25 protein-coding genes and 1 riboswitch are annotated in these 24,534 nt (G+C 71.5%); of the genes, 13 read left to right on the forward strand and 12 right to left on the reverse strand.

The genetic code is table 11. The features are described from left to right. Nucleotides 1-61: 61 nt before the first annotated feature. Nucleotides 62-676, forward strand: coding sequence for a TetR/AcrR family transcriptional regulator (locus IEZ27_RS13450; RefSeq protein WP_189647478.1), 615 nt, complete (start codon nucleotides 62-64; stop codon nucleotides 674-676). Nucleotides 677-704: 28 nt separating this feature from the next. Here IEZ27_RS13450 and IEZ27_RS13455 read toward each other — a convergent pair whose 3' ends face one another. Continuing rightward, nucleotides 705-1,679: a hypothetical protein gene (locus tag IEZ27_RS13455; protein WP_189647479.1), complete on the reverse strand. Its 975-nt coding sequence runs from the start codon at nucleotides 1,677-1,679 to the stop codon at nucleotides 705-707. 132 nt (nucleotides 1,680-1,811) lie between these two features. Here IEZ27_RS13455 and IEZ27_RS13460 point away from each other — a divergent pair, with 132 nt between their 5' ends. Beyond that, nucleotides 1,812-4,142 (forward strand): DUF4132 domain-containing protein, encoded by a 2,331-nt coding sequence (locus IEZ27_RS13460; protein ID WP_189647480.1) that lies wholly within the window; start codon nucleotides 1,812-1,814, stop codon nucleotides 4,140-4,142. A gap of 648 nt (nucleotides 4,143-4,790) precedes the next feature. On the opposite strand, the gene IEZ27_RS13465 is transcribed toward IEZ27_RS13460, so the two are convergent. Continuing rightward, nucleotides 4,791-5,030: a hypothetical protein gene (locus IEZ27_RS13465; protein ID WP_189647481.1), complete on the reverse strand. Its 240-nt coding sequence runs from the start codon at nucleotides 5,028-5,030 to the stop codon at nucleotides 4,791-4,793. A 364-nt stretch (nucleotides 5,031-5,394) separates the two neighbouring features. Next, nucleotides 5,395-5,599, forward strand: a riboswitch (cobalamin riboswitch). Between the two features lie 133 nt (nucleotides 5,600-5,732). Between IEZ27_RS13465 and IEZ27_RS13470 the strand changes: the two genes are divergently transcribed. Both IEZ27_RS13470 and IEZ27_RS13475 read left to right on the forward strand, forming a co-directional pair. Continuing rightward, nucleotides 5,733-8,126, forward strand: a complete 2,394-nt coding sequence (locus tag IEZ27_RS13470; protein WP_229823951.1) for a ribonucleoside-diphosphate reductase subunit alpha — start codon at nucleotides 5,733-5,735, stop codon at nucleotides 8,124-8,126. A gap of 17 nt (nucleotides 8,127-8,143) precedes the next feature. Further along, nucleotides 8,144-9,139 (forward strand): ribonucleotide-diphosphate reductase subunit beta, encoded by a 996-nt coding sequence (locus IEZ27_RS13475; protein WP_189647482.1) that lies wholly within the window; start codon nucleotides 8,144-8,146, stop codon nucleotides 9,137-9,139. 94 nt (nucleotides 9,140-9,233) lie between these two features. Here IEZ27_RS13475 and IEZ27_RS13480 read toward each other — a convergent pair whose 3' ends face one another. The 3 genes from IEZ27_RS13480 to IEZ27_RS13490 all read right to left on the reverse strand — a co-directional run bounded on the left by IEZ27_RS13480 (nucleotide 9,234) and on the right by IEZ27_RS13490 (nucleotide 12,456). Further along, a complete protein-coding gene (locus IEZ27_RS13480) occupies nucleotides 9,234-9,881 on the reverse strand; it encodes a LysE family translocator (protein ID WP_229823952.1) in 648 nt (215 codons plus the stop codon). A 119-nt stretch (nucleotides 9,882-10,000) separates the two neighbouring features. Continuing rightward, nucleotides 10,001-11,776 (reverse strand): sensor histidine kinase, encoded by a 1,776-nt coding sequence (locus tag IEZ27_RS13485; protein WP_189647483.1) that lies wholly within the window; start codon nucleotides 11,774-11,776, stop codon nucleotides 10,001-10,003. Next, entirely contained in the window at nucleotides 11,773-12,456 is a 684-nt protein-coding gene (locus IEZ27_RS13490) for a response regulator transcription factor (RefSeq protein WP_189647484.1), read from the reverse strand. The genes IEZ27_RS13485 and IEZ27_RS13490 overlap by 4 nt, the downstream gene beginning before the upstream one ends. Before the next feature lie 90 nt (nucleotides 12,457-12,546). On the opposite strand from IEZ27_RS13490, the gene IEZ27_RS13495 reads away from it, so the two are divergent. Both IEZ27_RS13495 and IEZ27_RS13500 read left to right on the forward strand, forming a co-directional pair. Next, nucleotides 12,547-13,287, forward strand: coding sequence for a L,D-transpeptidase (locus tag IEZ27_RS13495; RefSeq protein ID WP_229823953.1), 741 nt, complete (start codon nucleotides 12,547-12,549; stop codon nucleotides 13,285-13,287). A 30-nt stretch (nucleotides 13,288-13,317) separates the two neighbouring features. Beyond that, nucleotides 13,318-13,569, forward strand: a complete 252-nt coding sequence (locus IEZ27_RS13500; RefSeq protein ID WP_189647485.1) for a hypothetical protein — start codon at nucleotides 13,318-13,320, stop codon at nucleotides 13,567-13,569. On the opposite strand, the gene IEZ27_RS13505 is transcribed toward IEZ27_RS13500, so the two are convergent. Next, a complete protein-coding gene (locus IEZ27_RS13505; RefSeq protein WP_189647486.1) occupies nucleotides 13,547-13,822 on the reverse strand; it encodes a hypothetical protein in 276 nt (91 codons plus the stop codon). The two genes, IEZ27_RS13500 and IEZ27_RS13505, sit on opposite strands and share 23 nt — an antisense overlap. A 456-nt stretch (nucleotides 13,823-14,278) precedes the next feature. Here IEZ27_RS13505 and IEZ27_RS13510 point away from each other — a divergent pair, with 456 nt between their 5' ends. Continuing rightward, nucleotides 14,279-15,133: a ferritin-like domain-containing protein gene (locus IEZ27_RS13510; RefSeq protein WP_189647487.1), complete on the forward strand. Its 855-nt coding sequence runs from the start codon at nucleotides 14,279-14,281 to the stop codon at nucleotides 15,131-15,133. A gap of 141 nt (nucleotides 15,134-15,274) precedes the next feature. Here the strand turns inward: IEZ27_RS13510 and IEZ27_RS13515 are convergent, their stop codons facing one another. Further along, nucleotides 15,275-15,595, reverse strand: coding sequence for an ArsR/SmtB family transcription factor (locus IEZ27_RS13515; protein WP_189647488.1), 321 nt, complete (start codon nucleotides 15,593-15,595; stop codon nucleotides 15,275-15,277). Between the two features lie 84 nt (nucleotides 15,596-15,679). On the opposite strand from IEZ27_RS13515, the gene IEZ27_RS13520 reads away from it, so the two are divergent. Further along, complete coding sequence (locus tag IEZ27_RS13520) at nucleotides 15,680-17,113, forward strand: MFS transporter (RefSeq protein WP_229823954.1); 1,434 nt, start codon at nucleotides 15,680-15,682, stop codon at nucleotides 17,111-17,113. Nucleotides 17,114-17,158: 45 nt separating this feature from the next. On the opposite strand, the gene IEZ27_RS13525 is transcribed toward IEZ27_RS13520, so the two are convergent. Beyond that, entirely contained in the window at nucleotides 17,159-17,455 is a 297-nt protein-coding gene (locus IEZ27_RS13525; protein ID WP_189647489.1) for a DUF4287 domain-containing protein, read from the reverse strand. A 95-nt stretch (nucleotides 17,456-17,550) separates the two neighbouring features. Here IEZ27_RS13525 and IEZ27_RS13530 point away from each other — a divergent pair, with 95 nt between their 5' ends. After that, complete coding sequence (locus IEZ27_RS13530; RefSeq protein WP_189647490.1) at nucleotides 17,551-18,396, forward strand: alpha/beta hydrolase; 846 nt, start codon at nucleotides 17,551-17,553, stop codon at nucleotides 18,394-18,396. Nucleotides 18,397-18,433: 37 nt separating this feature from the next. Here IEZ27_RS13530 and IEZ27_RS13535 read toward each other — a convergent pair whose 3' ends face one another. From IEZ27_RS13535 to IEZ27_RS13545, 3 genes are read right to left on the reverse strand one after another with little or no spacing between them, the layout of a single operon-like run. Next, entirely contained in the window at nucleotides 18,434-19,075 is a 642-nt protein-coding gene (locus IEZ27_RS13535) for an NAD(P)-dependent oxidoreductase (RefSeq protein ID WP_189647491.1), read from the reverse strand. Next, entirely contained in the window at nucleotides 19,072-19,887 is an 816-nt protein-coding gene (locus IEZ27_RS13540; protein ID WP_189647492.1) for an SGNH/GDSL hydrolase family protein, read from the reverse strand. The genes IEZ27_RS13535 and IEZ27_RS13540 overlap by 4 nt, the downstream gene beginning before the upstream one ends. 55 nt (nucleotides 19,888-19,942) lie before the next feature. Next, nucleotides 19,943-20,713 carry an SDR family NAD(P)-dependent oxidoreductase gene (locus IEZ27_RS13545; RefSeq protein WP_189647493.1) on the reverse strand — a complete coding sequence of 257 codons (771 nt, stop codon included), beginning with the start codon at nucleotides 20,711-20,713 and terminating at the stop codon, nucleotides 19,943-19,945. A 69-nt stretch (nucleotides 20,714-20,782) separates the two neighbouring features. Between IEZ27_RS13545 and IEZ27_RS13550 the strand changes: the two genes are divergently transcribed. Both IEZ27_RS13550 and IEZ27_RS13555 read left to right on the forward strand, forming a co-directional pair. Next, complete coding sequence (locus IEZ27_RS13550; RefSeq protein ID WP_229823955.1) at nucleotides 20,783-21,250, forward strand: MarR family winged helix-turn-helix transcriptional regulator; 468 nt, start codon at nucleotides 20,783-20,785, stop codon at nucleotides 21,248-21,250. Nucleotides 21,251-21,370: 120 nt separating this feature from the next. Further along, nucleotides 21,371-22,126, forward strand: a complete 756-nt coding sequence (locus tag IEZ27_RS13555; protein ID WP_229823956.1) for a sigma 54 modulation/S30EA ribosomal C-terminal domain-containing protein — start codon at nucleotides 21,371-21,373, stop codon at nucleotides 22,124-22,126. 40 nt (nucleotides 22,127-22,166) lie between these two features. On the opposite strand, the gene IEZ27_RS13560 is transcribed toward IEZ27_RS13555, so the two are convergent. Beyond that, nucleotides 22,167-22,589: a pyridoxamine 5'-phosphate oxidase family protein gene (locus IEZ27_RS13560; RefSeq protein ID WP_189647496.1), complete on the reverse strand. Its 423-nt coding sequence runs from the start codon at nucleotides 22,587-22,589 to the stop codon at nucleotides 22,167-22,169. A gap of 209 nt (nucleotides 22,590-22,798) precedes the next feature. Between IEZ27_RS13560 and IEZ27_RS13565 the strand changes: the two genes are divergently transcribed. Together IEZ27_RS13565 and IEZ27_RS13570 are read left to right on the forward strand one after the other, a co-directional pair. After that, complete coding sequence (locus tag IEZ27_RS13565) at nucleotides 22,799-23,965, forward strand: globin domain-containing protein (RefSeq protein ID WP_189647497.1); 1,167 nt, start codon at nucleotides 22,799-22,801, stop codon at nucleotides 23,963-23,965. 36 nt (nucleotides 23,966-24,001) lie between these two features. Next, complete coding sequence (locus IEZ27_RS13570) at nucleotides 24,002-24,487, forward strand: hypothetical protein (protein ID WP_189647498.1); 486 nt, start codon at nucleotides 24,002-24,004, stop codon at nucleotides 24,485-24,487. The last annotated feature ends 47 nt before the right edge of the window (nucleotides 24,488-24,534 follow it).

Here is a 24,534-nt window from a genome sequence, read left to right on the forward strand (position 1 = left end):
GAACGTAGCAACTAAGTGGGCACGTTGTCCACTTAGCTTGGGGTCGGCTAGAGTCGCCGGCATGGAGTCCCGTACCGAGTTGCTCACCGGACGTCCCGTGGAGGAGGCGGGCCGCCCGCGCGAACGCGCCGACGCCGCCCGCAACCGCGCCAAGGTGCTCGCCGCGGCGGCCGAGCTGTTCGCCGCCCGCGACCCGCGCGGCGTGACGATGGACGACATCGCCAAGGCCGCGGGCGTGGGCCGGGGCACGCTCTACCGCCGCTACCCCGACACCGTGTCGATCGCCCAGGCGCTGCTGGACGAGCACGAACGCGCCCTCCAGGAACGCCTGCTGCGCGGCGACCCGCCGCTCGGCCCCGGCGCGCCCCCCGGCGACCGGCTCGCCGCCTTCTACGCGGCGATGGTGGAGCTGCTGGAGGAGCACATCTCACTCGTCCTCGGCGCCGAGCAGGGCGCGCTGCGCTACGCCACCGGCGCGTACGGGTTCTGGCGGGCGCACGTACGGGTGCTGCTGACCGAGGCGGGCATCCCGTGGCCCGAGGCGCTGGCCGACATCCTCCTCGCCCCGCTGAGCCCGGACGTCTACGCCGAACAGCGCAGGCAGAGCCTCACACCGGAGCAGATCACCGCGGCCCTGACCCGGCTGGCGCACGGCATCACCGACGACACCGCGTAGGCGGGGATCTGGGTACCCTCTCGGGACGTCAGCCCCAGGCCGCCGCCTTGTCGTACGGATCGACGTTCTTGAAGGCCATCCCGATGATCTCGTCGATGTCGTCGTCCCCGTACGCGCCGGGGAAGGCGAGGCCGAGCCGGTCGAAGAGGGCGCGCACCTCGTCGGCGGTCGGCGCGTACGACAACGTCACCTCCTTGCCGAGCCGCATGTCGAGCGAGCGCGCCTGGCGGAGGCTGGCGTGCAGTTCGGTGGCCCAGCAGTCGAGCGCGAGGGCGTTCCCGGTGATCACCGTGGCCGGGAAGTCGGGCCCGCGCTGCGTGATGAACATGTGGCGGGAGGACAGCTCGTAGCGGAACGTCGAGGCGATCGAGGAGAACCCGATCTCGACGTCCAGCAGCTCGTAGCGCTGCTGGTGCCAGCAGGCCGAGAGCACGGTCGCGTACAGCTCCTTGCGGGTGCCGTCGCCGGTCCAGGTCGACTCCGGGCTGTCCGGGCTCAACGCCAGGCTCTGGTGCAGCCGGACGAAACGTTCGCAGAGCCCGAGGTCGTCCGGGTCCAGGATCTCCAGGCGGATCAGCAGCGCCCGCCGCCCCTGGCGGGCCTTGTCCAGGCATTCCGGCAGCGTCACCGCGCGCACGTACGCCCCGGTCGAGCCCTTGAAGATCCACCGGTCGGTGTCCCCGCGCGCCTCGGCCAGCACCCGGTTGAACTCCTCACCCTTGACCAGCCGGACGGCCGACTGCTCCTGAAGGAGGGAAGGCAGGAGGTCGATCTTGCGGTCGGCGGCCTGGACGGCCCGCTCGACGGTGTTCTCCGCCGACTCCGCGCGCATACGGCTGCGCAGCATGACGAACGCCAGCACGGCCAGGGTGGCCACCGTGGCGTTGCTGACGGCCTCCGCGGTGGCGATGCCCGCCACGTCCAGCACGCTCACGACGACCGCCACCGCCAGCGCGACGAGGATGTCGACGTTGACGCCGATCCAGGCAAGGATGCGTTTCACTGACCGTCCCATCCGGGGGGCAACGGGTGACACTCCGCATCATGAAGCAGAACCCACCCCCGCGCGAGAGCCCGATCACCCGGTCCGCCCGTACGACGGGAACTGTCGGCCCGGCCTGACATGCTTCCGGCCATGCGTCAACCACTCCCGAGCCCCGAGGTGGCGGCGGCGATCGAGGCCGCGCTCGCCGAAGCGGCCTGGATCACGCGGACGGCCGACCGCCGCCGCCTGGCGAGCCGGCTGTCCCAGGAGCGGGGCTACGCCCGGCGGGCCGCCGCGGTCTGTCTGGCCCGGCCCGCGTTCGACGGCCACGCCAAGGAGCTGCGCCTGGCGCTCTCCGGCTGCGACGGGTGGACGGCGCCGGAGCTCGCCGCGTTCTTCACCGTCCTGGGGGAGCGGGGGCTCTGCTTCCGCGACGAGGAGTGGCTCGTGCTCGCGCTGGAGCCGGCGGCGGGCCTCGACGACAAGGGGCGCGCGACGGTCGGCGAACACCTGTGGCCGGTCATCGACGCGGTGTGCGAGGGCGGCATCGACGCCGGGGCCCGCCCCCGGCTCTATCGCCTGATCGGGCGCGTCTTCCGCACGGGCCCCGAGGCGATGCCCCTGGCGGCGCTGGTCCCCGGTGACGAGTGGGCGACGGCGTTGCGCGACCGCCTCGGTGACGCGCCGCCGGAGGGCCTGGTGCGGCTCGTCCACCACCTCACCGAGCTCGACAAACCGCGGCCCACCCAGCGGTGGCGCGTACGCTGCCGCGAGCTGCTGCGCGCCGACGGCGCGGGCGACCTCGTACGCGCCGCGATGCGCGCCTTCGGTGAGGACACCGAGGTGCGGCGCCACTGGGGGACGGTCCGGTCGATCGTCTCCGACGCCAACGCCGACGTCGCCAGGGGGTTCGTCTGGGCGGTCGTCCTGCTGGAGGCCGACGACGCCGTGGCGGTGCTGTCGGAGCTCGTGCCGCGGGCCGCCGGAGTCCGGCGGGGGATGCGGGAGGATCTGAAGCTCGCCGGAGCCGCGATCAACGCGCTGGGCGACTGCGCCGACCCGGCCGCCGTGGGGGCGCTGTGGCGGCTGCGAGAGCTGATCAGGCACCGGGCGCTGCGCAAACAGATCGACATCGCGCTCGGCGCCGCCGCCCGCCGCTCCGGCATCACGCCCGGCCAGTTGCTGGAACGCAGTATCCCCGACCACGGGCTCGCCCCCGACGGCACGCTGACGCGCGCCATCGGCGACTGGACCGCGGTGTTGTCCGTCGAGGACGCCATGACCGTACGGCTCGGCTTCCGGTCGCCGGACGGCGCGACGGTGCGCACCGTGCCCGCCGCGCTCAAGGAGAGCGACGACCTGGCGGCGCTCAAGGCCGTGCGGAAGGAGATCCGCCAGACGCTCTCGGCCGAACGCGCCCGCCTGGAGTCGCTGTTCACCGCGGACCGGGCGTGGCCGTACGAGGAGTGGGCCCGCCACTACCGCGACCACCCGATCACCGGCGCGGTGACGCGCGGGCTGATCTGGCGGTCCGGCGGGCGCGGCGTCCTGCCGGAGGAGGTCGTGCCCGGCTCGGAGGTCCGGTTGTGGCATCCCGCCCGCGCCTCCCTGGAGGAGATCGCCGCCTGGCGGGGGACGGTGACCGCGCGGCGGCTGCGGCAGCCGTTCAAGCAGGCGTACCGCGAGGTCTACCTGCTCACCCCGGCCGAGGAGCAGGCGCGCGTCCACTCCGACCGCTTCGCCGCCCACATCGTCGACCACCCCCGCCTCTACGCGCTGCTCAGACAGCGCCAGTGGCGCACCACCTGGCTCGGCGCCTTCTACGACGGCCACGCCACCGAGGCGAAGAAGGAGCTGGCCGAAGGCGCCTGGCAGGTCGGCTTCCGCTACGAGAGCGCCCACGTCGAAGGCGGCGAGGTGACGCTGGCCGCCACCGGCCGGATCCGCTTCGCCCGGCGGCAGGGGCGCGGGTTCGCGCAGGCGGAGCTGGCCGAGGTGCCACCGCTGGTGTTCAGCGAGGCGATGCGCGACGCCGACCTCTTCGTGGCCCTCACCTCGATCGCCGCCGACCCCGACTGGCGGGACCGCGGCGAGGACGACCACCGGACCTACTGGCGCCACACCTCCACCGGCCCGCTGCCGCCGTCGGCCGAGGTGCGGCATGACGCGCTGGCCCGGCTGATCCCGCGTACGTCCATCGCCGACCGGCTCACCCTCGCCGACCGGTTCCTCGTGGTCCAGGGGGATCTGCGCATGTACAAGATCCATCTGGGCAGCGCGAACGTCCTGATGGACCCGGACGACGCCTATCTGTGCCTGGTCCCGGCCCGCAAACGCGATTCCCGGCTCTTCCTCCCCTTCGAGGAGGACGGGCAGTTGTCGCTCATCCTCAGCAAGGCGTTCCTGCTGGCCGCCGACAGCAAGATCACCGACGAGCACATTCTCCGCCAGATCGAGGGGACCCGCCGAAACGGGGAGTGAACGGTGGGCCTGGTTCGTTTCCCGGGGTGCAGCGCGGCCGTTCCTTTGCCAGGAGGGGAAATGATGGCGGATCCGGATCCTGAGTTCTTCTCCGTCGGAGTGACGCTGGCCGCCCTTTTCTGGGTGAGCATGCTGGTGGAAAGCCACCTGAGGGCCGATCAGCTTCTTCTCGACCGGATCGCGAGCAAGCGCGACGAGCTCGATTCGCTGCGCAAGCTGGAGGCCGACGTCGAACGGAGGACGAAAGAAGCGGCGAGCACGCTCGAACGGCGTGTCAGGCAGTTGCGGGAGCTGGACGCGCAATTGGCGGAGCAACTTCGACGGCATGGCGACGAGCGTTCGAAGATTGCCGCCGATCTGGACGCGGTGAACGTGCGGATCGCCAGGAACATCGATGAGTCCTTTCGGGTGCTGGGGGACTCCACGCCGGTGCTCGCCGACGATCGCCCGGATGGTTCACCGTTTTGGCGTGCGATGGGAAAGGGCATTCTCGATCGCCTCGGCGGTGTTCTGGGCACCCGTCGTGGGAGCGGCGTTCCCGCAGGTCGGGAGTCATTCGTCGCTTCACGGGCCTGGCTGGTCTCGCTGATCTCCCGCCGTTCCGGCGTGGAACTCCGTGAGCAGTGGATCAGCCGACAACGAATGTTGTTACGCCAGAACGGCCGGTTGTTCCGGAGAACGGCGCGACTGGCCGTGGACGAGCAGGCCGTTCTCGGGGAAATCGCCAAGAAGGTCGACTTCGCCGCGCTGCCGCCAGAGGAACGGGCGGCCTGGTCGAAAGTGCTGACCCTGCTGGAGAACCTTCGCGAGAACCGGCGCCGCGCGTCGAGAATCCGCACGCTCGCCGCGCTCCGGGAGGCCGAGAAACGCAAGCTGGAACGCCTGCACCGGCTGCGTGTCCTGCTGGGGCCCTGGTTGCCGCTCGTGACCTGCGTCGCGGGCGGCTGGACCGTGCTGGTCGCACTGATGGCCCTCCAAGGCGGAGTATCACCATGTCCCGAACGCGGAAGGGGACCTGGCCCGGCCGCCCTACCGTTCCGTCAAGTGGGGGAGGCGGGTCACCGGTTTCCTCGCGACGGCCATGGTTCTCGCCCCGCCGGTCGTCGCCGGGGTCATCATGTACCGGCTGGCGAGCGGGGCGTGACGTCGTGGACGTTCGTCGTGGCGGCGGTCGTGCCCGATGGTCTCGGGGGTCGAGGCGGGTGTCCTCCAACACGACATGTTGGGTGTGACTTTTTGATCCGCCCTATATATGGTGTCCCCTGCAGCCGGTTCGGTCGCCCATCCAGGGCGGTCGAGGCAAGAGGGAACCTGGTGGAAATCCGGGACTGCCCCGCAGCGGTGAGTGGGAACGACCGCCGTCAGGCGCACTGGGCCAAGGGCCTGGGAAGCGACGGCCAGTAGGCAGCAGCGACATGCCCACGAGTCCGAAGACCTGCCGGCGCGCCGTGCACGATCATGCGTGCGCGGCTGCTCCGAGGCCGCGCGGGACGGCTGACGGCACCGGCGCGAGGGCTGTGCGGCGTCCTTGCCGGCGCCTCCTGCGCGTGTTCTCGGAGTACCTGACCGAGTTCACGAGGGGAGAGCGCAGTGACGGTCACCGGGGACCCATCGATCGACCTGGCCGAGACGGCGCGGGCGGACGGCGACAAGCGCGCACCGCGGCGCGTCCAGATGCAGGTGCGCAAGCGCAACGGCACCGCCGAGCCGGTCGACGTCAACAAGATCGTACGCGCGGTGGAACGCTGCGCGACCGATCTGACCGACATCGACCCGATGCGGGTGGCCACCAAGACGATCAGCGGGCTCTACGACGGGGCGACCACCTCCGAGCTGGACCGCCTGTCGATCCAGACCGCCGCCGAGATGATCGGCGAGGAGCCGCAGTACTCACGCCTGGCCGCGCGCCTGCTGGCCGGCTACGTCGACAAGGAGGTCCGCGGGCAGGGCGTGGCCTCCTTCAGCCAGGCGATCCGGCTGGGCCACGCCGAAGGGCTCATCGGCGACGAGACCGCCGCGTTCGTCGAAGCCAACGCCCGCAAGCTGGACGACGCCATCGACGCCACCGCCGACCTGCGCTTCGAGTACTTCGGCCTGCGCACGGTCTACGACCGCTACCTGCTGCGCCACCCGACCACCCGGCTGGTGGTCGAGACGCCGCAGTACTGGCTGCTGCGTGTGGCGTGCGGGCTGGCCGAGACGCCCGCCGAGGCCGTCGGGTTCTACCGGCTCATGTCGTCGCTGGCCTATCTGCCCAGTTCGCCGACGCTGTTCAACTCCGGTACGCGGCACACGCAGATGTCCTCCTGCTACCTGGTCGACTCGCCCCTGGACGAGATCGGCTCCATCTACGACCGCTACGCGCAGGTGGCCCAGCTGTCGAAGTTCGCCGGCGGGATCGGCATCTCCTGGTCGCGGGTGCGCTCGCGCGGCGCGCTGATCCGCGGCACGAACGGGCACTCCAACGGCATCGTCCCGTGGTTGCGCACGCTCGACGCGTCCGTGGCCGCGGTCAACCAGGGCGGCCGGCGCAAGGGCGCGGCCTGCGTCTACCTGGAGCCCTGGCACCCGGACGTCGAGGAGTTCCTGGAGCTGCGCGACAACACCGGCGAGGACGCCCGCCGTACCCACAACCTCAACCTGGCCAACTGGATCCCCGACGAGTTCATGCGCCGCGTCGAGGCCGACGGCACATGGTCGCTGTTCGACCCGGACGAGGTGCCGGAGCTGCCCGACCTGTGGGGCGAGGCGTTCGAGGAGGCCTACCGCGCCGCCGAGCAGGCGGGCCGGTACGTCCGCCAGGTCAAGGCCCGCGACCTGTACGCCAAGATGATGCGCACCCTCGCCCAGACCGGCAACGGCTGGATGACCTTCAAGGACGCCGCCAACCGCCTGTGCAACCAGGCGGCCGAGCCCGGCAACGTGGTGCACCTGTCCAACCTGTGCACCGAGATCATCGAGGTCTCCAACGACGCCGAGACCGCGGTCTGCAACCTGGGCTCGGTCAACCTCGCCGCCCACGTGACCGGCGACGGCATCGACTGGGACCGCCTGCGCGTCACCGTACGGACCGCGGTGACCTTCCTGGACCGCGTGATCGACATCAACTACTACCCGAGCGAGCAGGCCGCGGCCAGCAACCCGCGCTGGCGTCCGGTCGGCCTCGGCGTGATGGGCCTCCAGGACGTGCTCTTCGCCCTGCGCCTGCCGTTCGACTCGGCCGAGGCCAAGGAGCTGTCCACCCGCGTCGCCGAGGAGATCTACCTGTCGGCGCTGGAGACCTCGGCCGGTCTCGCCGAGCGCTTCGGCGCCCACCCCGCCTACGACCAGACGTGGGCGGCGCGCGGCAGGCTCCAGCACGACCTGTGGGGGGAGAGCGGCACCCAGACCGAGCGGTGGGACGCGGTGCGCGAGCGCGTCGCCGCGTACGGGCTGCGCAACTCGCTGCTGATCGCGATCGCGCCGACCGCCACCATCGCCTCGATCGTCGGCTGCTACGAGTGCATCGAGCCGCAGGTGTCCAACCTCTTCAAGCGCGAGACGCTGAGCGGCGAGTTCCTGCAGATCAACAACGCGCTGGTGGCCGAGCTGAAGTCGCGCGGACTGTGGACCGAGCGGGTCAGGGCCGCCATCAAGCAGGCCGAGGGCTCGGTGCAGGGCATCGCCGAACTGCCCGAGGACGTGCGCCGGCTGTTCCGCACCGCCTGGGAACTGCCCCAGCGGGCGCTGGTCGACATGGCCGCCGCGCGCTCGCCGTACATCGACCAGAGCCAGTCGCTCAACCTGTTCATGAGCGCGCCGACGATCGACAAGCTCTCCTCGATGTACCTGTACGCCTGGAAGTCCGGGCTGAAGACCACCTACTACCTGCGCTCGCGACCGGCCACCCGCATCCAGCAGGCCACCGTGCCCCTCGTGAACAAGTCCGAGGAGGCTCTGGTCTGCTCGCTGGAGAACCCCGAGTCCTGCGAGGCCTGCCAGTGAACCCCCAGGAGAACCCGATGTTGCTCGACCCCGGCATGAGCCTGACCCTGCGGCCCATGCGCTACCCGCTCTTCTTCGACCGCTACCGCGACGCGATCAAGAACACCTGGACGGTCGAGGAGGTGGACCTCCACTCCGACCTCAAGGACCTGGCCAGGCTGTCGGCGGCCGAGCGCCACCTGGTCAGCCGCCTGGTCGCCTTCTTCGCCACCGGCGACACGATCGTCGCCAACAACCTGGTGCTCAACCTCTACCAGCACGTCAACGCGCCCGAGGCGCGCCTGTACCTGAGCAGGCAGCTCTTCGAGGAGGCCGTGCACGTCCAGTTCTACCTGAACCTGCTCGACACGTACGTGCCGGACGAGGAGGAGCGGTTCGCGGCGTTCGCCGCCGTGGAGAACATCCCGTCCATCCGCCGTAAGGCCGAGTTCTGCTTCCGCTGGATCGACTCGATCGGCAACCTCCAGCGGCTGGAGACCCGCGACGACCGGCGTGCCTTCCTGCTCAACCTGATCTGCTTCGCCGCCTGCATCGAGGGCCTGTTCTTCTACGGCGCCTTCGCCTACGTCTACTTCCTGCGCTCGCGCGGCCTGCTGAACGGGCTGGCCTCGGGCACCAACTGGGTCTTCCGCGACGAGTCCATGCACATGGCCTTCGCCTTCGACGTGGTCGACGTCGTACGGCAGGAGGAGCCGGACCTCTTCGACGAGAAGATGGCCGCCCAGGTCAAGGAGATGCTCGCCGAGGCGGTGGACTGCGAGGCCCAGTTCGCCGAGGACCTGCTCGGGCAGGGCGTGCCGGGCATGTCGACCGGGGACATGCGCACCTACCTGGAACACGTGGCCGACCGGCGGCTGGCCCAGCTCGGCATCGAGCCGCTGTACGGGGCGAAGAACCCGTTCGCGTTCATGGAGTTGCAGGATGTGCAGGAGTTGTCGAACTTCTTCGAGCGGCGCGTGTCGGCGTACCAGGTGGGGGTGACCGGCTCGGTCAGCTTCGACGCCGACTTCTGACGTCGAAGCCGGCAACCTCGCAAGGAGGGATCCGGCGGCGGCCATGACCAGCGCCGCCGTGATCCCGCCCGGCACCGATCATGGGTCTCGAATCCTAGCGTTGGGTCGCGAGAGTGATGCCCAAGCCGATGAACACGGTTCCGGTCGCGGCGTCGAGCCGGCGGCGCACCGCCTGCCGATTGCGCAGCCAGCCACCGAGCCGCCCCGCCAGTACGCCGACCGTCGCGTCGGCCAGGAACTCCAAGACGATCAACACCGCGCCCAGGATGGTGAACTGCAGCCAGACAGGCCCCGCCCCGGGATCAATGAACTGGGGCAGGAAAGCGACCATGAACGCGAACGTCTGCGGGTTGGCCGCAGAGGACACCACGCCGTTGAGGAAGGCGCGCCTGCCGGTCATCCCGCCGGCCGAATCGGTGGCCTGCCCCTTCTTGAGGTTGCGGAACATCTGTACGCCGAGGTAGATCAGGTACGCGGCCCCGGCGAGCCGCAGCACCGTGAACACGACGGGGAACGCCGTCAGCAGCATGGAGAGCCCGGCTGCGGCCGCGGCGACGTACAACGCGTCACCCGTGATCACACCGAGCGTGGCCAGCAGCCCGGCCCGGGCGCCGCCCCGCATGCCGCATCCCATGACGAACAGCATGTCGGGGCCAGGGGTGATCAAAGCCACGATAGTGGTCGCCGTGAACACGGCGAGCAGGTGTAAATCAATCGGCATTTGGGTAATTTTGCCATTCACCCACGAGCTCCCGCATTCGAGATCGCCTCTGTGTGCGGCGCCCGCGCCTGGACGACGAACGCATCCGCGTCCAGGGCAGGGCGGCAGCGTCCGTACCGTCAGGACGTGTCCTCACAGGATCACGGTCGTGCCGGAAGGCGCAAGGTGAAGGTGGTGCGGATGCCCGGGGTGCTGGTGGCCGTGGCGGTTCCGCCGTGCGCCGCGGCCAGGTCGCGGACGATGGCGAGGCCGAGGCCGCTGCCGCCGGTACGGCGGTTGCGGGATTTCTCCGCCCGCCAGAACCGGTCGAAGACGTGCGGAAGGTGCTCGGCGCGGATGCCGATCCCCGTGTCGGTCACCTCGATGATCACGTGGTCGCCGTCCTGGCGGGCGCCCAGCGTGATGTGCCCGCCGGCCCGCGTGTAGCGCAGGGAGTTGGTGACGAGGTTGCCGACGGCCTGGCGGAGTCGTACGGGGTCGGCGGTCAGGGTGGGGGCGCCGGCGATGGCGGTGGTCAGGGTGAGCCCGGCGGCTTCGGCGCGGCCCCGGTGGGCGGTGGCCACCTGGTCGAGGAGGTCGCCGAGGTGGACGGGTTCGAGGTGCAGGCGGAGCTTGCCCGCGTCGGCGAGGGCGAGGTCCTGGAGGTCGTCCACGATGTGCTGCAACAGCAGGAGTTCCTCGACCAGGGAGGCGATCAGCGCGGGGTCCAGCTCGGCGACGCCGTCCTGTGCCGCCTCCAGCCAGCCTCTGAGGTTGCTCAGCGGGGTGCGCAACTCGTGGGAGACGTCGCTGACCATGGCCTTGCGCTGCTCCTCCATGCGCTGGAGGTGCTCGGACATCTCGTTGAACGCCGTGGCGAGCTCGCTGATCTCGCCGGTCGTCCTGACCTGGACGCGGGCGGAGCTGTCCCCGTCGCGCATCCGCCGGGCGGCGTGGGTGAGCGCGTTGACCGGGCCGACCAGGCGTCTGGCCGCCATGACGCTGACGCCGACGGTCAGCACGAGCACGAGGAGGGCGGCGCCGGCGATCGAGGGCAGCGGGATGCGCGGGCCGGTGGCCTCGGCGGGGGATCCGATGTACAGGTAGGCGGCCGGGGCGACGTAGGGATCGAGTTGTTCCTTGCGGGCGGTGACGATGCAGGAGGAGATCGTCTGGCCGGGTTCGGCGGCCGACGACACCGGCCGCCTCTCCTTGGAGACCCAGGTGAAGTCGAGGCCGACCGAGCCGCGTTCCGCGCTCTTGCCCTTCAGGCATCTGCCGACCAGGAGGTTGAGCTGCTTCAACGCGGACTTCTCGGTGCGCGTCGGCGTGTTGAAGGTGACGGCGTCGCAAGGAGCCGTCACCGCCGGGACCGGGCTCGGCTCCTGCGGGACACCCTCGCCGGTCGTCGTCACGAAGGGCCTGCCGGTGGGGGAGACGGTCGTCCGTACGGCCTGCCCGGTACGTCTCATGCAGACGGCGTAGGCCTCGGCGGCCTTCCCCAGCCGGACACGATCACGGTCGGGCAGCAGGAACGGGCCCACCGCGCGCGGATCGATGCGGTCCTCGGCCGCCCCCGGCACCAGGGTCACGTCCACCGCCAGCGGATCGACGACGGCCGACACCCTGGCGGGCAGCGGGGTCCCGGTGGCCGCCGAGTCCGCGATGAGGGCGCCCTTCTCGGTGGTCAGCGCGATGCGGCGGCTGTTGGCGGCGGCGAGGTCGCGTACGGTGGCGGCGACGCCGGACCAGTCGGGATGGCGGGAGGCGTAACCGAGCAGGCTGTTGTTGATCTGGGTGTCGCTGGCCAGCGTCTGGCCCTGCTCGCGCTGGATCGCGCCGGAGGTGCTGTTGGCGGCCAGCCACGCCGTCGCCGTGATCGAGCAGACCGCCACGACGGCCGAGCTCGTGAGCAGCCTGACGAACAGCGACCTCATGCCTGGGTCAGCTTGTAGCCGACGCCGTACACGGTCAACAGCCGGGACGGGCGGCGCGGGTCGGGCTCGATCTTCTTGCGCAGGTTCATCACGTGCACGTCGACCGTGCGTTCGGTGATGAACCGGTCGAAGCCGTGGATGCGCTCCAGCAACTGCTTCCTGGTGAACACCCGTTCCGGCTCGGCGGTCAGCGTCTCGATGATCCGGAACTCCGCGAGCGTGCAGTCCACCGGCGTGCCCGCCACGGTGACGGTGTGCCTGACCGGGTCGACGGCGAGGTCGCCCGCCTGGAAGAGCCGGCCGGCCTCCGGCGACCTGCCCGTACGGCGCAGCAGCGTGCGCACGCGGGCCATCAGCTCGCGCGGGCTGTACGGCTTGGTCATGTAGTCGTCGGCGCCGAGGTCGAGCCCGAGCAGCAGGTCGTCCTCGGTGGACCGGGCCGTCAGCATCAGGATCGGCAGGTCGGACTCGGCGCGCAGCACCCGGCAGACGTCCAGCCCGTCGACCTTCGGCATCATCACGTCGAGCAGCACGAGGCCGGGATCTCCCTGCCGGGCCTCGTCGATCGCCGAACGTCCGTCGTGCACGACGCGGACCTCGTGGCCCTCCCGCTCCAGGTAGCGCCTGAGCAGTTCGGCCTGCTTGGGGTCGTCCTCGGCGACCAGTACGTACGCGCACATGGCCCGAGGTTATGCGCACTCCCCGAGTGCATACGGGATCCGCATGACAGGCAAACAGGTTCCACACATTCTGTCGCCAGGCTGCGCCGGGTGAGAACCAACCTGCTTCGTACGGCCGCGGCGACGACGTTCGCCTTCCTGCTGGCGGGCTGCGCGGGCAGCACCGGCAGCACCGGCCGCGCCGTACGACCCGACCCGGCGAACACCGTCGTGCGCGCCGAGCCGGCGGGCGGCGCCAGATCGAAGATCGCGAGCGTCAAGGGGGCCCGGATCAGGATCTACCGGGACAAACAGGGGACGCCCCAGAGGACGATCACCAGTCCCAACGACTACGGCGCGACGCGCGTCTTCCTGGTGGAACGCGACGAGGGCGACTGGCTCCAGGTGCTGCTGCCGATCCGGCCGAACGGCAGCAAGGGCTGGATCAAGGCCGCCGACGTGACGCTCGCGGAGACCTCCCACCGCGTGGAGATCGATCGCGGGGCGTTCCGCTTCACGGTCTACGACGGCGACCGGCCCGTCAGGACGGGCAAGGTCGCGACCGGCGAGGCCGGGACGCCGACGCCTCCGGGCCGCTACTTCTTCACCGAGCTGGTCAAGCCCACCGGTGACGGCGGGGCCTACGGCGCCTACGCCTTCGGGCTGAGCGGCTTCTCGCCGGTGCTGAAGAGCTTCGCCGGCGGCCCCGGCCAGCTGGCGATCCACGGGACGAACAAGCCTTCCGCCATCGGCACGCGGGCCAGCCACGGCTGCGTCCGGGTCGGCAACGACGACATCACCTGGATGGCGAAGAACCTGGCGATCGGCACTCCGGTCGTCGTGAAGGGCTGAGGCCCTGCTCGAAGGATGAGAGGAATCCATATGAAGATCAGAACCATGCTCGTCGGCGCCGGCGCGGCGCTGGCCCTCGCGGCGGGCCTGGCCGGGCTCTCGGGGACGGCTTCGGCCGAGCCCAGGAAGCCCGCCGTGGTGCCCGCCGCAGCCCCCTCCGCGGTCCCATCCGCGGCCCCCTCTGCGGCGCCTTCCCCGGCGCCCGCCGAAGGCCGGCCCGAGGTCGAGCGGACGGCGGGGCCGAAGGAGCCGGTCGCCGTCAAGCCGCGCTACACCGGCTGATCACGACACGTCGCCGCCGCGTGATATCCCTCCTGCTCCTGCCCGTCGGCCGCGTCAGCGGCCTGGCCATCGCGGGCAGGAGCAGGAGCAGGAGCAGGACCCGGACACCGCGGTGCCACGTGCGGGCGGCGGAGGCGGCGATCGGGGCGGCCACGCCGTCCCCGACCACGCACGGCACGGCGTCCCTGACCTCGCACGGCACGGCGTCCGTGGCGCCGCCCGTCCCCCGGCCGGGGCCTGCGACTCCGGCCACCAGAACATCCGTCCGTCTGCACCACGGCCGGGGTCCGTCTTCTCCGGCGACCCTGTGGAGAGATGCTGCGGCGCTGTTTCAGCGACCATCGAGGCACAAGCCACGGCTACCACCTGGACGTCTCCTCGGCGGAGACGCTCCACGGACACCAGACGCGACCCCAGCGCACCCTGGGCCGGCCAGTCGGGCAGAACGCTTCCGTCTCCCGTATTCCGGGTTTCGGCAAAACAATGCTGACGCATGAGCCCGAATGAACCCGGGAAAAATCTCCGGCGTCTGAGAAAAATGCGGACGCGACGCCGGTACCGGCGAAAGTTCGCGGCCCCGGTGAACTGAGAGTGGCGTTGTGCGATGAGCTCGATGACGACGGGGACTCCTCCCATGAAGACGCTCAGGGAGTACGTCGAGGCGCGAATTCTCTCGCGGGACGACCTGAGAGGCGCTCTGCAACTCGCGATGCGGCTGGAGTTCGCCACGATCCCGCCGTATCTGTGCGCCGAATGGTCGGTCGGGCACGATCCGGACCACACCCGGACCGTCGTCCACCAAGTGGTGATCCAGGAGATGCACCATTTCGCGCTGGCGGGCAACCTGCTGACTGCGGTAGGGGGCACGCCGTCGATCGCCCACGCGGACTTCCTGCCCGTCTACCCGGCGAACGAGCTGCCCGGCGGCATCGCGCAGGAGCGACCGGTCGATCTCAAGCCACTGGTCAAGGACCAGCTGGCGGTGTTCATGCAGATCGAGCACCCGGACTTTCCTCCTGTCGCCCGTCGGGACACGCCGCCACCGCCGACGATCGGCGCCTTCTACGACACGATCATCGCGACGTTCCAGGAGACCGAGCCGGCGATCGACCAGGACGCGCTCGCCGTGGAGGTTCCCCTCGCGCCGCCGATCCGGACCGTCGACGACGCGATCGAGACGATCGACCGGATCAAGCGCGAAGGGGAAGGCGTTCCCGGCTCGCCCGACGTCCCCACCAGGGAGGGGACGAACCATGCGCATTACTACCTGTTCAAGGAGCTGTTCGTCCAGAAGCGGCTGGTCAAGGTCGATGGGGTGTGGAGTTTCAGCGGCGCGCCGATCACCCTGCCGGAAGTGCATGACTTCATGCCCTCGACGGCGGAGCCGGACCTGTCGCTGGAGTTCCGGCGCACTCTGAGCGGCCTGCTGACCAGTCTGGAGTCCTGCTGGACGACGCCGGGCACCGAACCGGACCTGTCGGCGATGTTCGATCTGAAATCAACCGGTCAGGATCTCATCGGACGGGGCATCCGCCCGGACTTCACCTGGTTGGATCCGTCGTAACAGCGCCACCGAGGCGGGGGCGAGGACGGTCTCGGTCGTCAGGGTGAGCTCGAAGGGCGGCAGCTAGACGTCCTTCATCGCCTTGCCGTCGGCTGACGGCTCCGGCTGCCCGTCGATCGAGGTGCGGACGTCCGGGGGCGGCTACGCGTTCTCGGCGGCGGCCAGGCGGAAAATCGGGTCGAGCAGGCCGGGGAAACGTTCGCTCAGGTCGCGGGCGCGTGGCCGGACCCGCCGGTTGCGGCCGTCGACGGTCATGCTGATCAGCCCGGCCTCGCGCATGATCCGGAAGTGGTTGGACAACGTCGAGAGCGGCACGCCCAGGCCGTCGGCGAGGGCGGAGCAGGTCGACTCGGGGCTGGCCCAGGCGCGGCGTACGAGCTCCAGGCGGACCGGGTCGCTGAGCGCGTGCAGCACCGGCGCGAGCGTCAGCGACTCGCGCGGCGGCTCGGGAAGCGGTCGCATGCCCTCATGGTATCAATACTTCGACATTTCGGAAGTATCGAACTATGGTGTGCCGGAGCATCCGCCTGACGAGAGGGAGCAGTGTTGACCGCGCAGGAAAGCACGACGAGGCCCGAGGCGCCCGAGGCCGCGGGCGTTCGATCGAACCGGGCCGTGTTGCTCGCAGTGGCCTGTCTGGGCCAGTTCATGGTGTTGCTCGACAGCACGATCGTCGGCGCCGCGCTGCCCGACATGGAGCGACGACTGCACACCGGGCTGACCGGCCTGCAGTGGATCGTCGACGCCTACGTGCTGCTGGTGGCCATGTTGTTGTTGTCCGGCGGCGTCTTCGCCGACCGTTTCGGCCGCAGGAGGTTGTTCCTGGCCGGGGTCGTGGTGTTCACCCTCGCGTCCGTGTTGTGCTCGTTCGCGCCCTCGCTCGGCTGGCTGATCGTGGGACGGGTGGCGCAGGGCGTCGGGGCCGCCGCGCTGAGCCCCGCCTCGCTGGCCCTGATCGGCGCCGCGTACCCCGTCCCGCAGGAACGGGTCAGGGCGATCGGGTTGTGGGCCGGGTTCAGCGGGATCGGGCTGGCGGCCGGGCCGCTGGCCGGCGGCGTCCTGGTCGAGGTCTTCGGCTGGCCCGCCATCTTCCTCGTGAACGTGCCCATCGGGGCCGTGCTGGTGGTGGCCGGTCTGCGGGTGCTGGGCCAGTCCGGCAATCCGGCGGCGCCGAGGATCGACGTACCGGGGACGGTCCTGTCCGTCCTGGGGGTGGGGGCGCTGACCTTCGGGCTGATCGAGGGCGGCTCACGTGGCTGGACCTCGCCGGTGATCCTGGGCAGCTTCGGGGCCGCGGTGGTGGTCCTGGCCGCCTTCGTCGTCGTCGAAGCACGCCGTCCGGCGCCGATGTTGCCGCTGCGGCTGTTCCGGCAGCGGCTGTTCACGGTGTCCAACACGGCCATGGTCGTGGTGGGCTTCGCGCTCATGGGCTCGTCGTTCTTCTTCTCCCAGTTCTTCGTGTACGTCCAGGGCAGTTCGATCCTGCGCGCGGGTGTGCAGACCCTGCCCGCCACCCTCGCCATGGTGGTCGTCAGCCCGTACGCGGGCCGGCTCGCCGCCCGGTACGGCTTCCGCGTCGTGGTCACCGCCGGCCTGGTGCTGGCCGGGCTGGGGCTGGTCGCGCTGGGCTTCGTGCACGCGGACACCGGTTACGGCAACGTGTGGTGGCGGCTGGCCGTCGCGGGCGTCGGGTTCGCCCTGACCATGTCCCCGCTGACCGGCGCCGCCATCCAGGCGGTCGGCCCGCAGGAGGGCGGCCTGGCGTCGGGCGTCAGCAGCACGACCCGGCAGATCGGCGCGGTGCTCGGCGTGGCGGTGCTGGGGGCCGTCGTCCGCGCGCGCGAGGCGGGCGGGGCGTCGTTCGAGGCGGGGCTCGGCAGCGCGTTCGTGGTGGCCGGTGTCGTCACGCTGGCCTGCGCCGTGCTGACCGGCCTGTGGCTGGTGAGGTCCGACCCTCGCCCCGCGGCGCGGCGGGGGTGACGGTCCCGGGAGGCCGGGCGTCGGTCGTCCCGGGACCCTCGTGTGTCAGCCCGCTGCGGGGCGGTTGCCCTTGCCGTCCAGCCACAGGGTGTCGGACTCGTCCCGGTGGACGCCGGTGGTGCCGACGTGCTTGGCGTCGATCTTCGGGCCTTTCTTGATCACGTGCACCAGGGCCATCGCGTGGCCGCGTCCGAGGTCGTAGTCCTGCTTGAGCCAGTCGATGATCGTTCCCGCCTTGGTGGACGGGTCGTCGAAGCCGCGTTCCTGGGCGAGGGCGATGAACTGGCGGGGCGTCAGTCCGGTCTTTTCTTCAATGTTGTCCAGATACGCCTGGAACGACATGGCTTTCTCCAGTCTTCATGGGGTGTTGCAGGGCCAGTGTCCCATTGATGGCGGTTTGCAGGCGTGGCGAGGCGTGCTCAGTAGAATGCGGTTCCATGGACGAGCAGGAGCTGAGTTCTCCGTGGGAAGGAGTCCTGGTCACCCCGGGCTCGGCCGGTCACACCGGCGTCCTCGTCCTGGCGGGGTCGAGCGGGCGGATCGAACGGGACAGGGCCCGGATTCTCGCCCGGGAGGGCATGACCGCGCTGTCGATCCGGTGGTTCGGCGGTCCGGGGCAGTCTCCTGGCATCTGCGAAATCCCGCTGGAGACGTTCGTGTCGGCCGTCGATCTGCTGGAATCGACCGGAGTGCGGCGTATCTGCCTGCTGGGGATGTCCAAGGGGGCGGAGGCCGCGCTGCTCACCTGCGTCCGTGACCGGCGGGTGGACGGGGTGGTGGCGATGTCGCCGACCTCGCTGGTGTGGGGCAACGTCGGTCCGGGGCCGGACGGGGAGAAACGTCCGTACCGGTCGTCCTGGACGTGGAAGGGGCGGCCGGTGCCCTTCGTCCCGTACGACGACGACTGGGCCGAGGCCGAGCCGGAACGCGGCCCGCTGGCTCTTCGCGCCCTGTACGAGCTGAGCGAGCGCACGTTCGCCGGCCTGCTGCCGGCCGCGGAGATCCCCGTCGAGGCGGCCGAGGCCGACGTGCTGCTGGTGGCGGGCGGGGACGACGCCATGTGGCCGTCGGTGCCGTACGCCGAGCGGCTGGTCGCCCGGCGCCGCGCCGCCGGTCGTACGGCTCGGCTGGTGAGCCGGGCCGACGCCGGCCACCGTCCGCGCCTTCCCGGCGAGGGGCCCGCCCCGGAGTCGCCCGACTTCCTGTACGGGGGCGACGCCGCCGCGGACGCCCGGCTCGGCGCCGACGCCTGGCCCCACATCCTCGACCTGCTGCGCGGCTGACGCCCCCGGGACGCGGGCACCGGGGGCGCGGGACGGGTCAGGAACCGCCGGAGATCTCCACGACGGCGTGCCTGGTCCGGTCGTCGGTGACCTGGGCGATCAGGTAGTGGGCCAGGTCGGCGCGGGAGATCGTGCCCGCCTTGGCCAGGTTGGCGTTCACGGCGGTGCGGTAGACGCCGGTCAGCGGGCCGTCGGTCAGCATCGGCGGGCGTACGACGGTCCAGTCGATGTCGCGTACGTCGGCCAGGGCACGTTCCATACGTTCCATGTCGGCGTAGCCGTGGCGGTAGAGGCGCTGGATCACGAAGCGGGTGACCAGGCGCCGGCCGAGCGGCGTACCGGGCGGGATCTCCAGGCCCGCCGAGGACAGGCAGAGCAGGCGGCGCACCCCGCCCTCGCGCATCGCGGCGACGATGGCGGCGGTGCCGCCGGAGTAGACGGTGGTGGGATTGCCGCGGTCGGTGCTGCCCAGGCACGACAGCACGGCGTCCTGCCCGGCGAGGGCCGTCTGCCACGGGCCGGGGGTGAGCACGTCGCCGCCGATCACGCGCGCCCGGTCGGCCGCCGGGACACGGGCGGGGTCGCGGGCCACGACGGTGACGTCGTGGCCCGCGGCGACGGCCTGCGCGACGACCTGGCGGCCGGTGCCGCCGGTCGCGCCGAAGACCGTCAGCTTCATGCCGCACCGGCCAGGGCGTGGACGACGGCGGCGGCGATCTCGCGGTGGCCCTCGATGCTCAGGTGCACGCCGTCGTCGAGGAAGTGGTGGTCGGCCGTGATGGCCGTCCTGGTGTCGACGGTCAGCTCGGGACGGTTCAGCAGGTGGTCGGCGATGGCGTCGACGTCCTTGCCGGCCCAGGTGATGCCGGCACGCCGGAAGTGCTGGTAGTCGCCGGCGCGGGCCTCGTCGATCGGGCTCGGGGTGAGCCACACCCAGCACGCGGGCCCCCGCCGCTGGGCCAGGTCGTGCAGCATGGCCAGGTTGCGTTCGGTCTCCGGGGCGCTGACCAGGGTCGGCGCGTCGGGCGCGAGGTGCTGGGAGTCGTTGCCGCCGATCATGCACAGCACCAGGTCGGGCCGCTGGAAGCCGAGTGCGGGAACCTGGGTGAGCGCCTGGGTGGTGGTGCTGCCGGAGATCGCCAGATTGGTGAAGCGGACGGCGTCGCCGGGACGGCGCAGCGCCACGAGGTGACGCAGGATCTCGAACCACGACAGGCGGTCGGCGGTGGTGCTCTCGCCGACGGCGACGACGTGGAAGGCGTCCTGGCCGTGCAGGGGCAGCCGGTCCACCGCGTCGGCGAGGCCGGGCAGGGCCAGCAGGGTCTCGGCGGCCTGGCGGGTCTGCTGGTCGAAGCCGTCGAGCAGCGTCCGGTAGGCGGCGGCGTCGAGGCCGAACAGGGCGGCGACGCGGGTCTCGTCGGCGCCGATGAGATAGGGGAGGGCGCCGGGCCGCTGGAAGCGGACGAGCCGCTCGGTCATGGGGTCGATCATCACAGGCTCTCCGTCAGGACGGTACGTGCGGGGTACGGCGGGACCGGGGCGGCGTTCATCCGGCCACCCGCCCGCCGGTGAGGTCGAGCGTCGCCCCGGTCACCCAGGAGGACGCGGGCGAGGCGAGATAGAGGACCGCCTGGGCGACGTCGTCGGGGTGGCCGACCCGGCCGAGCGGGAAGGTGGCCGCGAGCTGGGCGAGCCGCTCGGCGGGCAGGGCGGCCAGCTTGTCGTTGAGCACGGCCGAGGGCGCCAGGCAGTTGACCCGTACGCCGTCGCCGCCGACCTCGGCGGCCAGGTGCCGGGCGAACATGACGACGCCGGCCTTGGCGGCGGCGTAGGCGGCGTTGGCGCCGCCGGGGCGGCGGCCGGCGGTGGACGACATGAGGATGATCGACCCGGCGCGCCGGCGCAGCATGCCCGGCAGGAACTCGTGGACGGTGAGGAACACCGAGGTCAGGTCGGACTCCAGCACCGCGCGCCAGCGCTCGGGGTCGAGGCCGGCGGTCGGGGCGGGCGCGCCCTGCCCGCCCGCGAACGGGGCGAGGATCTCCACCGGCCCGAGCCCGGCTTCGACCTCGGCGTGGATGCGGGCCAGGGCGGCGGCGTCGGTGACGTCGCCGGGGGCGGCCAGGGCCTGCCCGCCCTCGCCGGTGATCGAGGCGACGACGCGGGCCACGGCCTCGGCGTCGCGGCCGGTGACCGCGACCTTGACGCCGTTGGCGGCCAGGGCGTGGCAGGTCGCCGCGCCGATGCCGCGCGAGCCGCCGGTGACGAGGGCGACCCTGCCTGCCAGTCCCGGATGGATGGGCCAGTCGGTGGTCATCGCATATTACTTCTCTCTAGAGAAAGGTTCACTCTTGTGAATGGTTCTGTGGGGAGTACAGTATGCGCTGTGTCCGAATCCCGCAACCGCCCGATCGGCGTCGCGTTCCTGCTCGCGCAGCTCGGCGCGCACGCCGCCGGTCGGTTCGCCGCGCGGGTCGCCGAGCTCGGCCTGTCGCCCGCCGACGTCGGGCTGCTGCGGATGATCGCCTTCCAGCCCGGCCGCAGCCAGCAGTCGCTGGCCGCCGACCTCGGCGTCGTGCCCAGCCGGGTCACCGCCATGCTCGACCCGCTGGACCGGGCGGGCCTGGTGGAGCGGCGCCGGTCGGCCGGCGACCGCCGTAACCACGAGCTGCACCTGACGGCGGAGGGCACGCGCGTCATGGAGGACGTCAAGAGGACCGCCATGGCGCACGAGGCCGACCTGACCTCGTGCCTCAGCCCCGACCAGCGCGGGCAACTCCTCGCGCTGCTGGAACTGGTCGCCGACGACCAGGGCCTGACCCCGGGCGTGCACCCCGGTTACCGCCGGTCCTGACGTCCGCGTCCCCGGTGGGCCGTAGGTCCCGGCCGGGTGGGACCTACGGCTCTGGCAGCCGCATCCGCTCAGGTCAGAGGCTTGGGTCATCACCACCGGATGCGAAGAAGGTGTTCACGAATGAGGCACAGGCCCATCGCCCTTGACGCCGACGACGTGCAGGTCAGGATCCGCGGCGGCGGCGTGCGGTCGGCGGACGTACGGCGTGCCAGGCACACCGTGGCCGACCTGACCAAGCTCGCCCACGAGCCGGTCCTGGGCGCGACGGTCAAGCTTGCCGCCACCCCGCGGCCCGCGGGCGAACGGCGTACGGCCGAGGCCGTCCTGGACGTCCAGGGCCGGCTCATCAGGGCCAGGGCCGGCGCCGACTCCACCCGCGCGGCCATCCACCTGCTGGGCGACCGGCTGCGGGCGCGCCTGCTGGAGAGCACCAGGGACTGGGAGAACCGGCGCGGACGCCACCCCCGGCCGCAGCACCCGGCCCGGCCCGCCGTCGAGCACCGGATCGTCCGGACCCTCACCGCGGCCCGCGCCGTGCCCGACGAGGCGGCGGTGGACATGGAGGACCTCGACTACGACTTCCTGCTGTTCACCGAGACCGCGACGGGCCAGGACAGCGTGATCTACCGCACCGACGACGGCTACCGGCTCGCCCAGCTCGAACCCCGCCCGGACCTGCCGGCCCCGACCTGCGCGGACATCTCGGTCAGCCCGCTGCCCGCCGCCCGGCTCACCGTCGCGCAGGCCGTCGACCGGCTGGAGCTGACCGGTTTCGCGTTCGTGTTCTTCGCCGATCCCGGCACCGGCGCTGGTTGCCTGCTCTACCGCCGCGACGACGGGGACTACGGCCTGGTCACCACGGCGCGCGACGCCTGACCGGGCGCGCCGCCCCCGGAGCGGGGGCGGCGCGTCACCCTCACGCGCCGGCGGTCACCGCGGCGATGCGGCGGCCGGAGATCTGCTCGGCCTCGACCACGATGTAGTGGTCCCGGTTGCCCGGCGCCCACGTCGTCAGCGGCAGCCGGGCCAGCCGGTCGAGCTCGGCGGCGTCGCTCACCTCCCGCGCGTGCCCCACCGCCGTGACCGACCAGCCGGTACGCATGGCCGCGTCGAACTCGTCGGCCTCGAAGGCCACCACGGCATGCCGGGTCGCGGCGGCCAGCTTCGACCCGGTCGCCGTACGGATCACGATGAAACGGCCGTCGAGGCAGAAGTTGACCGGCTGGACGGCCGGCAGGGCACGATCGGTGAACACGATCCGCCCGATCGGCACCGAGGACAGCAGCAGGAAGCACTCCTGTTCGGAGAGCACCTGAAGTCCGGACGAGTCGAGTTGCATGGTCTCCAGGATCCCTGGCCGGACCCCGCCCGCGGCAGGGACGAAAGTCCCATCTTCCCCGCCGGGCGGCCCGCAACCGCTCCCGCCCGGATGTCCTGTCCGGGACTTTCGGCCCTCCAAGTGCGGACGTTCGCCCCGGTGAACGGCACCACCCGCGCTCCTAGCCTGAATTCGCCCGCACTGTGCGGGTCTCTTCCCCTGGAGGTCACATGTTGTCCGCGGAATCCGCCGCCGTCGTCCGCGCCACGCTTCCCGTCGTCGGCGCCTCCCTCGACGCCATCACCGAGCGGTTCTACGCGACGATGTTCGCCGACCGGCCGGAGTTGCTCGACGGCCTGTTCAACCGGGGCAACCAGGCCAGCGGTGAGCAGCGCAAGGCGTTGGCCGGCTCGATCGCCGCCTTCGCCACCATGCTTCTGGAACACCCCGACGAGCGCCCCGACGACCTGCTCGCGCGTATCGCGCACAAGCACACCGCGGTCGGCGTGACGGACGACCAGTACGTGATCGTGCACAAGTACCTGTTCGGCGCGATCGCCGAGGTGCTGGGCGACGCCGTCACCCCTGAGGTGGCCGCCGCCTGGGACGAGGTCTACTGGCTGATGGCCGGCGCGCTGATCGCCATGGAGGCCCGCATCTACGCCGACGCCGGCGCCCGCGAGGGCGGCACCTGGCGGCGCTGGCGCGTGGCCGCCCGCCGCGACGAGACGCCCGACGTCGTCTCCTTCCTGCTCACCCCGGTCGGCGACGAGCCGCCCCCGCCCGCCCGCCCCGGCCAGTACGTCAGCGTCCAGGTGGTGATGCCCGACGGCGTGCGCCAGCTCCGCCAGTACACGCTGTCCAACGCCGGCGGCGGCGCCCGCAGGATCACCGTCAAGCGCGTGGACGACGACCCCGCCGGCGAGGTGTCCACGCTGCTGCACGCCACCGTCCGCGCGGGCGACGAGCTCACGCTGTCGGCGCCCTTCGGCGACGTCACGCTGGACGACTCCCAGGCGCCGCTGGTGCTGGTCAGCGCCGGCATCGGCTGCACGCCCATGGTCGCCATGCTCGACCACCTCGCCGCCACCGGCTCCGGCCGCCGCGTCCTGACCCTGCACGCCGACCGTTCGCCCGACCGGCACGCGCTGCGCGAGGATATGGCCCGCCTGGCCCCCGAGCACCACTTCTGGTACGAGCAGGACGCCGAGAGCCCCGACCGCGGCGGCCTGATGGACCTGGACGGCGTCGAGATCCCGGCGGGCGCGGTCGCCTACCTGTGCGGCCCGCTGCCGTTCATGCGCGAGGCCCGCGCCGCGCTGCTCAGGGCCGGCGTGGCGGCGCGCGACGTGCACTACGAGGTCTTCGGCCCCGACCTGTGGCTCGCCGCCGGCTGACGGCCCGCCAGGTGTTCACCCGACAAGGAGCATGACATGAGCGTTGTCCGAGGCGCGGCCAGGGCGCTGCTGGGCGCGGCCGGCGCCGCGATGGTGACGGCCGGGCCCGTCATGGCCGCCCGCGGGATCCAGGCGCGCGGCGAGATCCGGGCGGAACTGCGCCGCCAGGACATCACCTTCCCCGGCAAGGGGCTGCCCGCCGAGCTGGCCCCCCACCACGGCCGTACGGTCCTGACCGGCCCGCAGGCCCGCGCGTACGCCGAGGTGATCGGGCGCAACGTCCTGACGGCCACCGGGGGCCGGACGTACGCGCAGGTCAGCGCCGACCTGTTCGCCGCGGGCGGCGCGGACGAGAAGCTGGAGGAGCTGCGGCGGACCGCGTTCACCGGCCAGATGTTGCGCGCCTCCCTGCTCAACGCCTACCAGGCCTGGCAGCTCAGCACCCTGGTCGTCGGCCTGGGCGGTCTGCTCACCGCCACCGGCGCCGCCCTGCTGGCCACCGGCGCCACCCTCGCCGAGTGACGGGACGGCCACCCGTGCGACCGTCCGGAACGACACAGCTGGAGGAC

This window comes from Nonomuraea spiralis, from assembly GCF_014648435.1.
Classification (GTDB): domain Bacteria; phylum Actinomycetota; class Actinomycetes; order Streptosporangiales; family Streptosporangiaceae; genus Nonomuraea; species Nonomuraea spiralis.

Bases quoted from the DNA above. Each gene is read 5' to 3' on its own strand.
- IEZ27_RS13450 (WP_189647478.1), top strand. From the start codon at position 62: ATGGAGTCCCGTACCGAGTTGCTCACCGGACGTCCCGTGGAGGAGGCG.
- IEZ27_RS13460 (WP_189647480.1), top strand. From the start codon at position 1,812: ATGCGTCAACCACTCCCGAGCCCCGAGGTGGCGGCGGCGATCGAGGCC.
- IEZ27_RS13475 (WP_189647482.1), top strand. From the start codon at position 8,144: ATGTTGCTCGACCCCGGCATGAGCCTGACCCTGCGGCCCATGCGCTAC.
- IEZ27_RS13485 (WP_189647483.1), bottom strand. From the start codon at position 11,776: ATGAGGTCGCTGTTCGTCAGGCTGCTCACGAGCTCGGCCGTCGTGGCG.
- IEZ27_RS13490 (WP_189647484.1), bottom strand. From the start codon at position 12,456: ATGTGCGCGTACGTACTGGTCGCCGAGGACGACCCCAAGCAGGCCGAA.
- IEZ27_RS13500 (WP_189647485.1), top strand. From the start codon at position 13,318: ATGAAGATCAGAACCATGCTCGTCGGCGCCGGCGCGGCGCTGGCCCTC.
- IEZ27_RS13510 (WP_189647487.1), top strand. From the start codon at position 14,279: ATGCGGCTGGAGTTCGCCACGATCCCGCCGTATCTGTGCGCCGAATGG.
- IEZ27_RS13515 (WP_189647488.1), bottom strand. From the start codon at position 15,595: ATGCGACCGCTTCCCGAGCCGCCGCGCGAGTCGCTGACGCTCGCGCCG.
- IEZ27_RS13525 (WP_189647489.1), bottom strand. From the start codon at position 17,455: ATGTCGTTCCAGGCGTATCTGGACAACATTGAAGAAAAGACCGGACTG.
- IEZ27_RS13530 (WP_189647490.1), top strand. From the start codon at position 17,551: ATGGACGAGCAGGAGCTGAGTTCTCCGTGGGAAGGAGTCCTGGTCACC.
- IEZ27_RS13535 (WP_189647491.1), bottom strand. From the start codon at position 19,075: ATGAAGCTGACGGTCTTCGGCGCGACCGGCGGCACCGGCCGCCAGGTC.
- IEZ27_RS13540 (WP_189647492.1), bottom strand. From the start codon at position 19,887: ATGATCGACCCCATGACCGAGCGGCTCGTCCGCTTCCAGCGGCCCGGC.
- IEZ27_RS13545 (WP_189647493.1), bottom strand. From the start codon at position 20,713: ATGACCACCGACTGGCCCATCCATCCGGGACTGGCAGGCAGGGTCGCC.
- IEZ27_RS13555 (WP_229823956.1), top strand. From the start codon at position 21,371: ATGAGGCACAGGCCCATCGCCCTTGACGCCGACGACGTGCAGGTCAGG.
- IEZ27_RS13560 (WP_189647496.1), bottom strand. From the start codon at position 22,589: ATGCAACTCGACTCGTCCGGACTTCAGGTGCTCTCCGAACAGGAGTGC.
- IEZ27_RS13565 (WP_189647497.1), top strand. From the start codon at position 22,799: ATGTTGTCCGCGGAATCCGCCGCCGTCGTCCGCGCCACGCTTCCCGTC.
- IEZ27_RS13570 (WP_189647498.1), top strand. From the start codon at position 24,002: ATGAGCGTTGTCCGAGGCGCGGCCAGGGCGCTGCTGGGCGCGGCCGGC.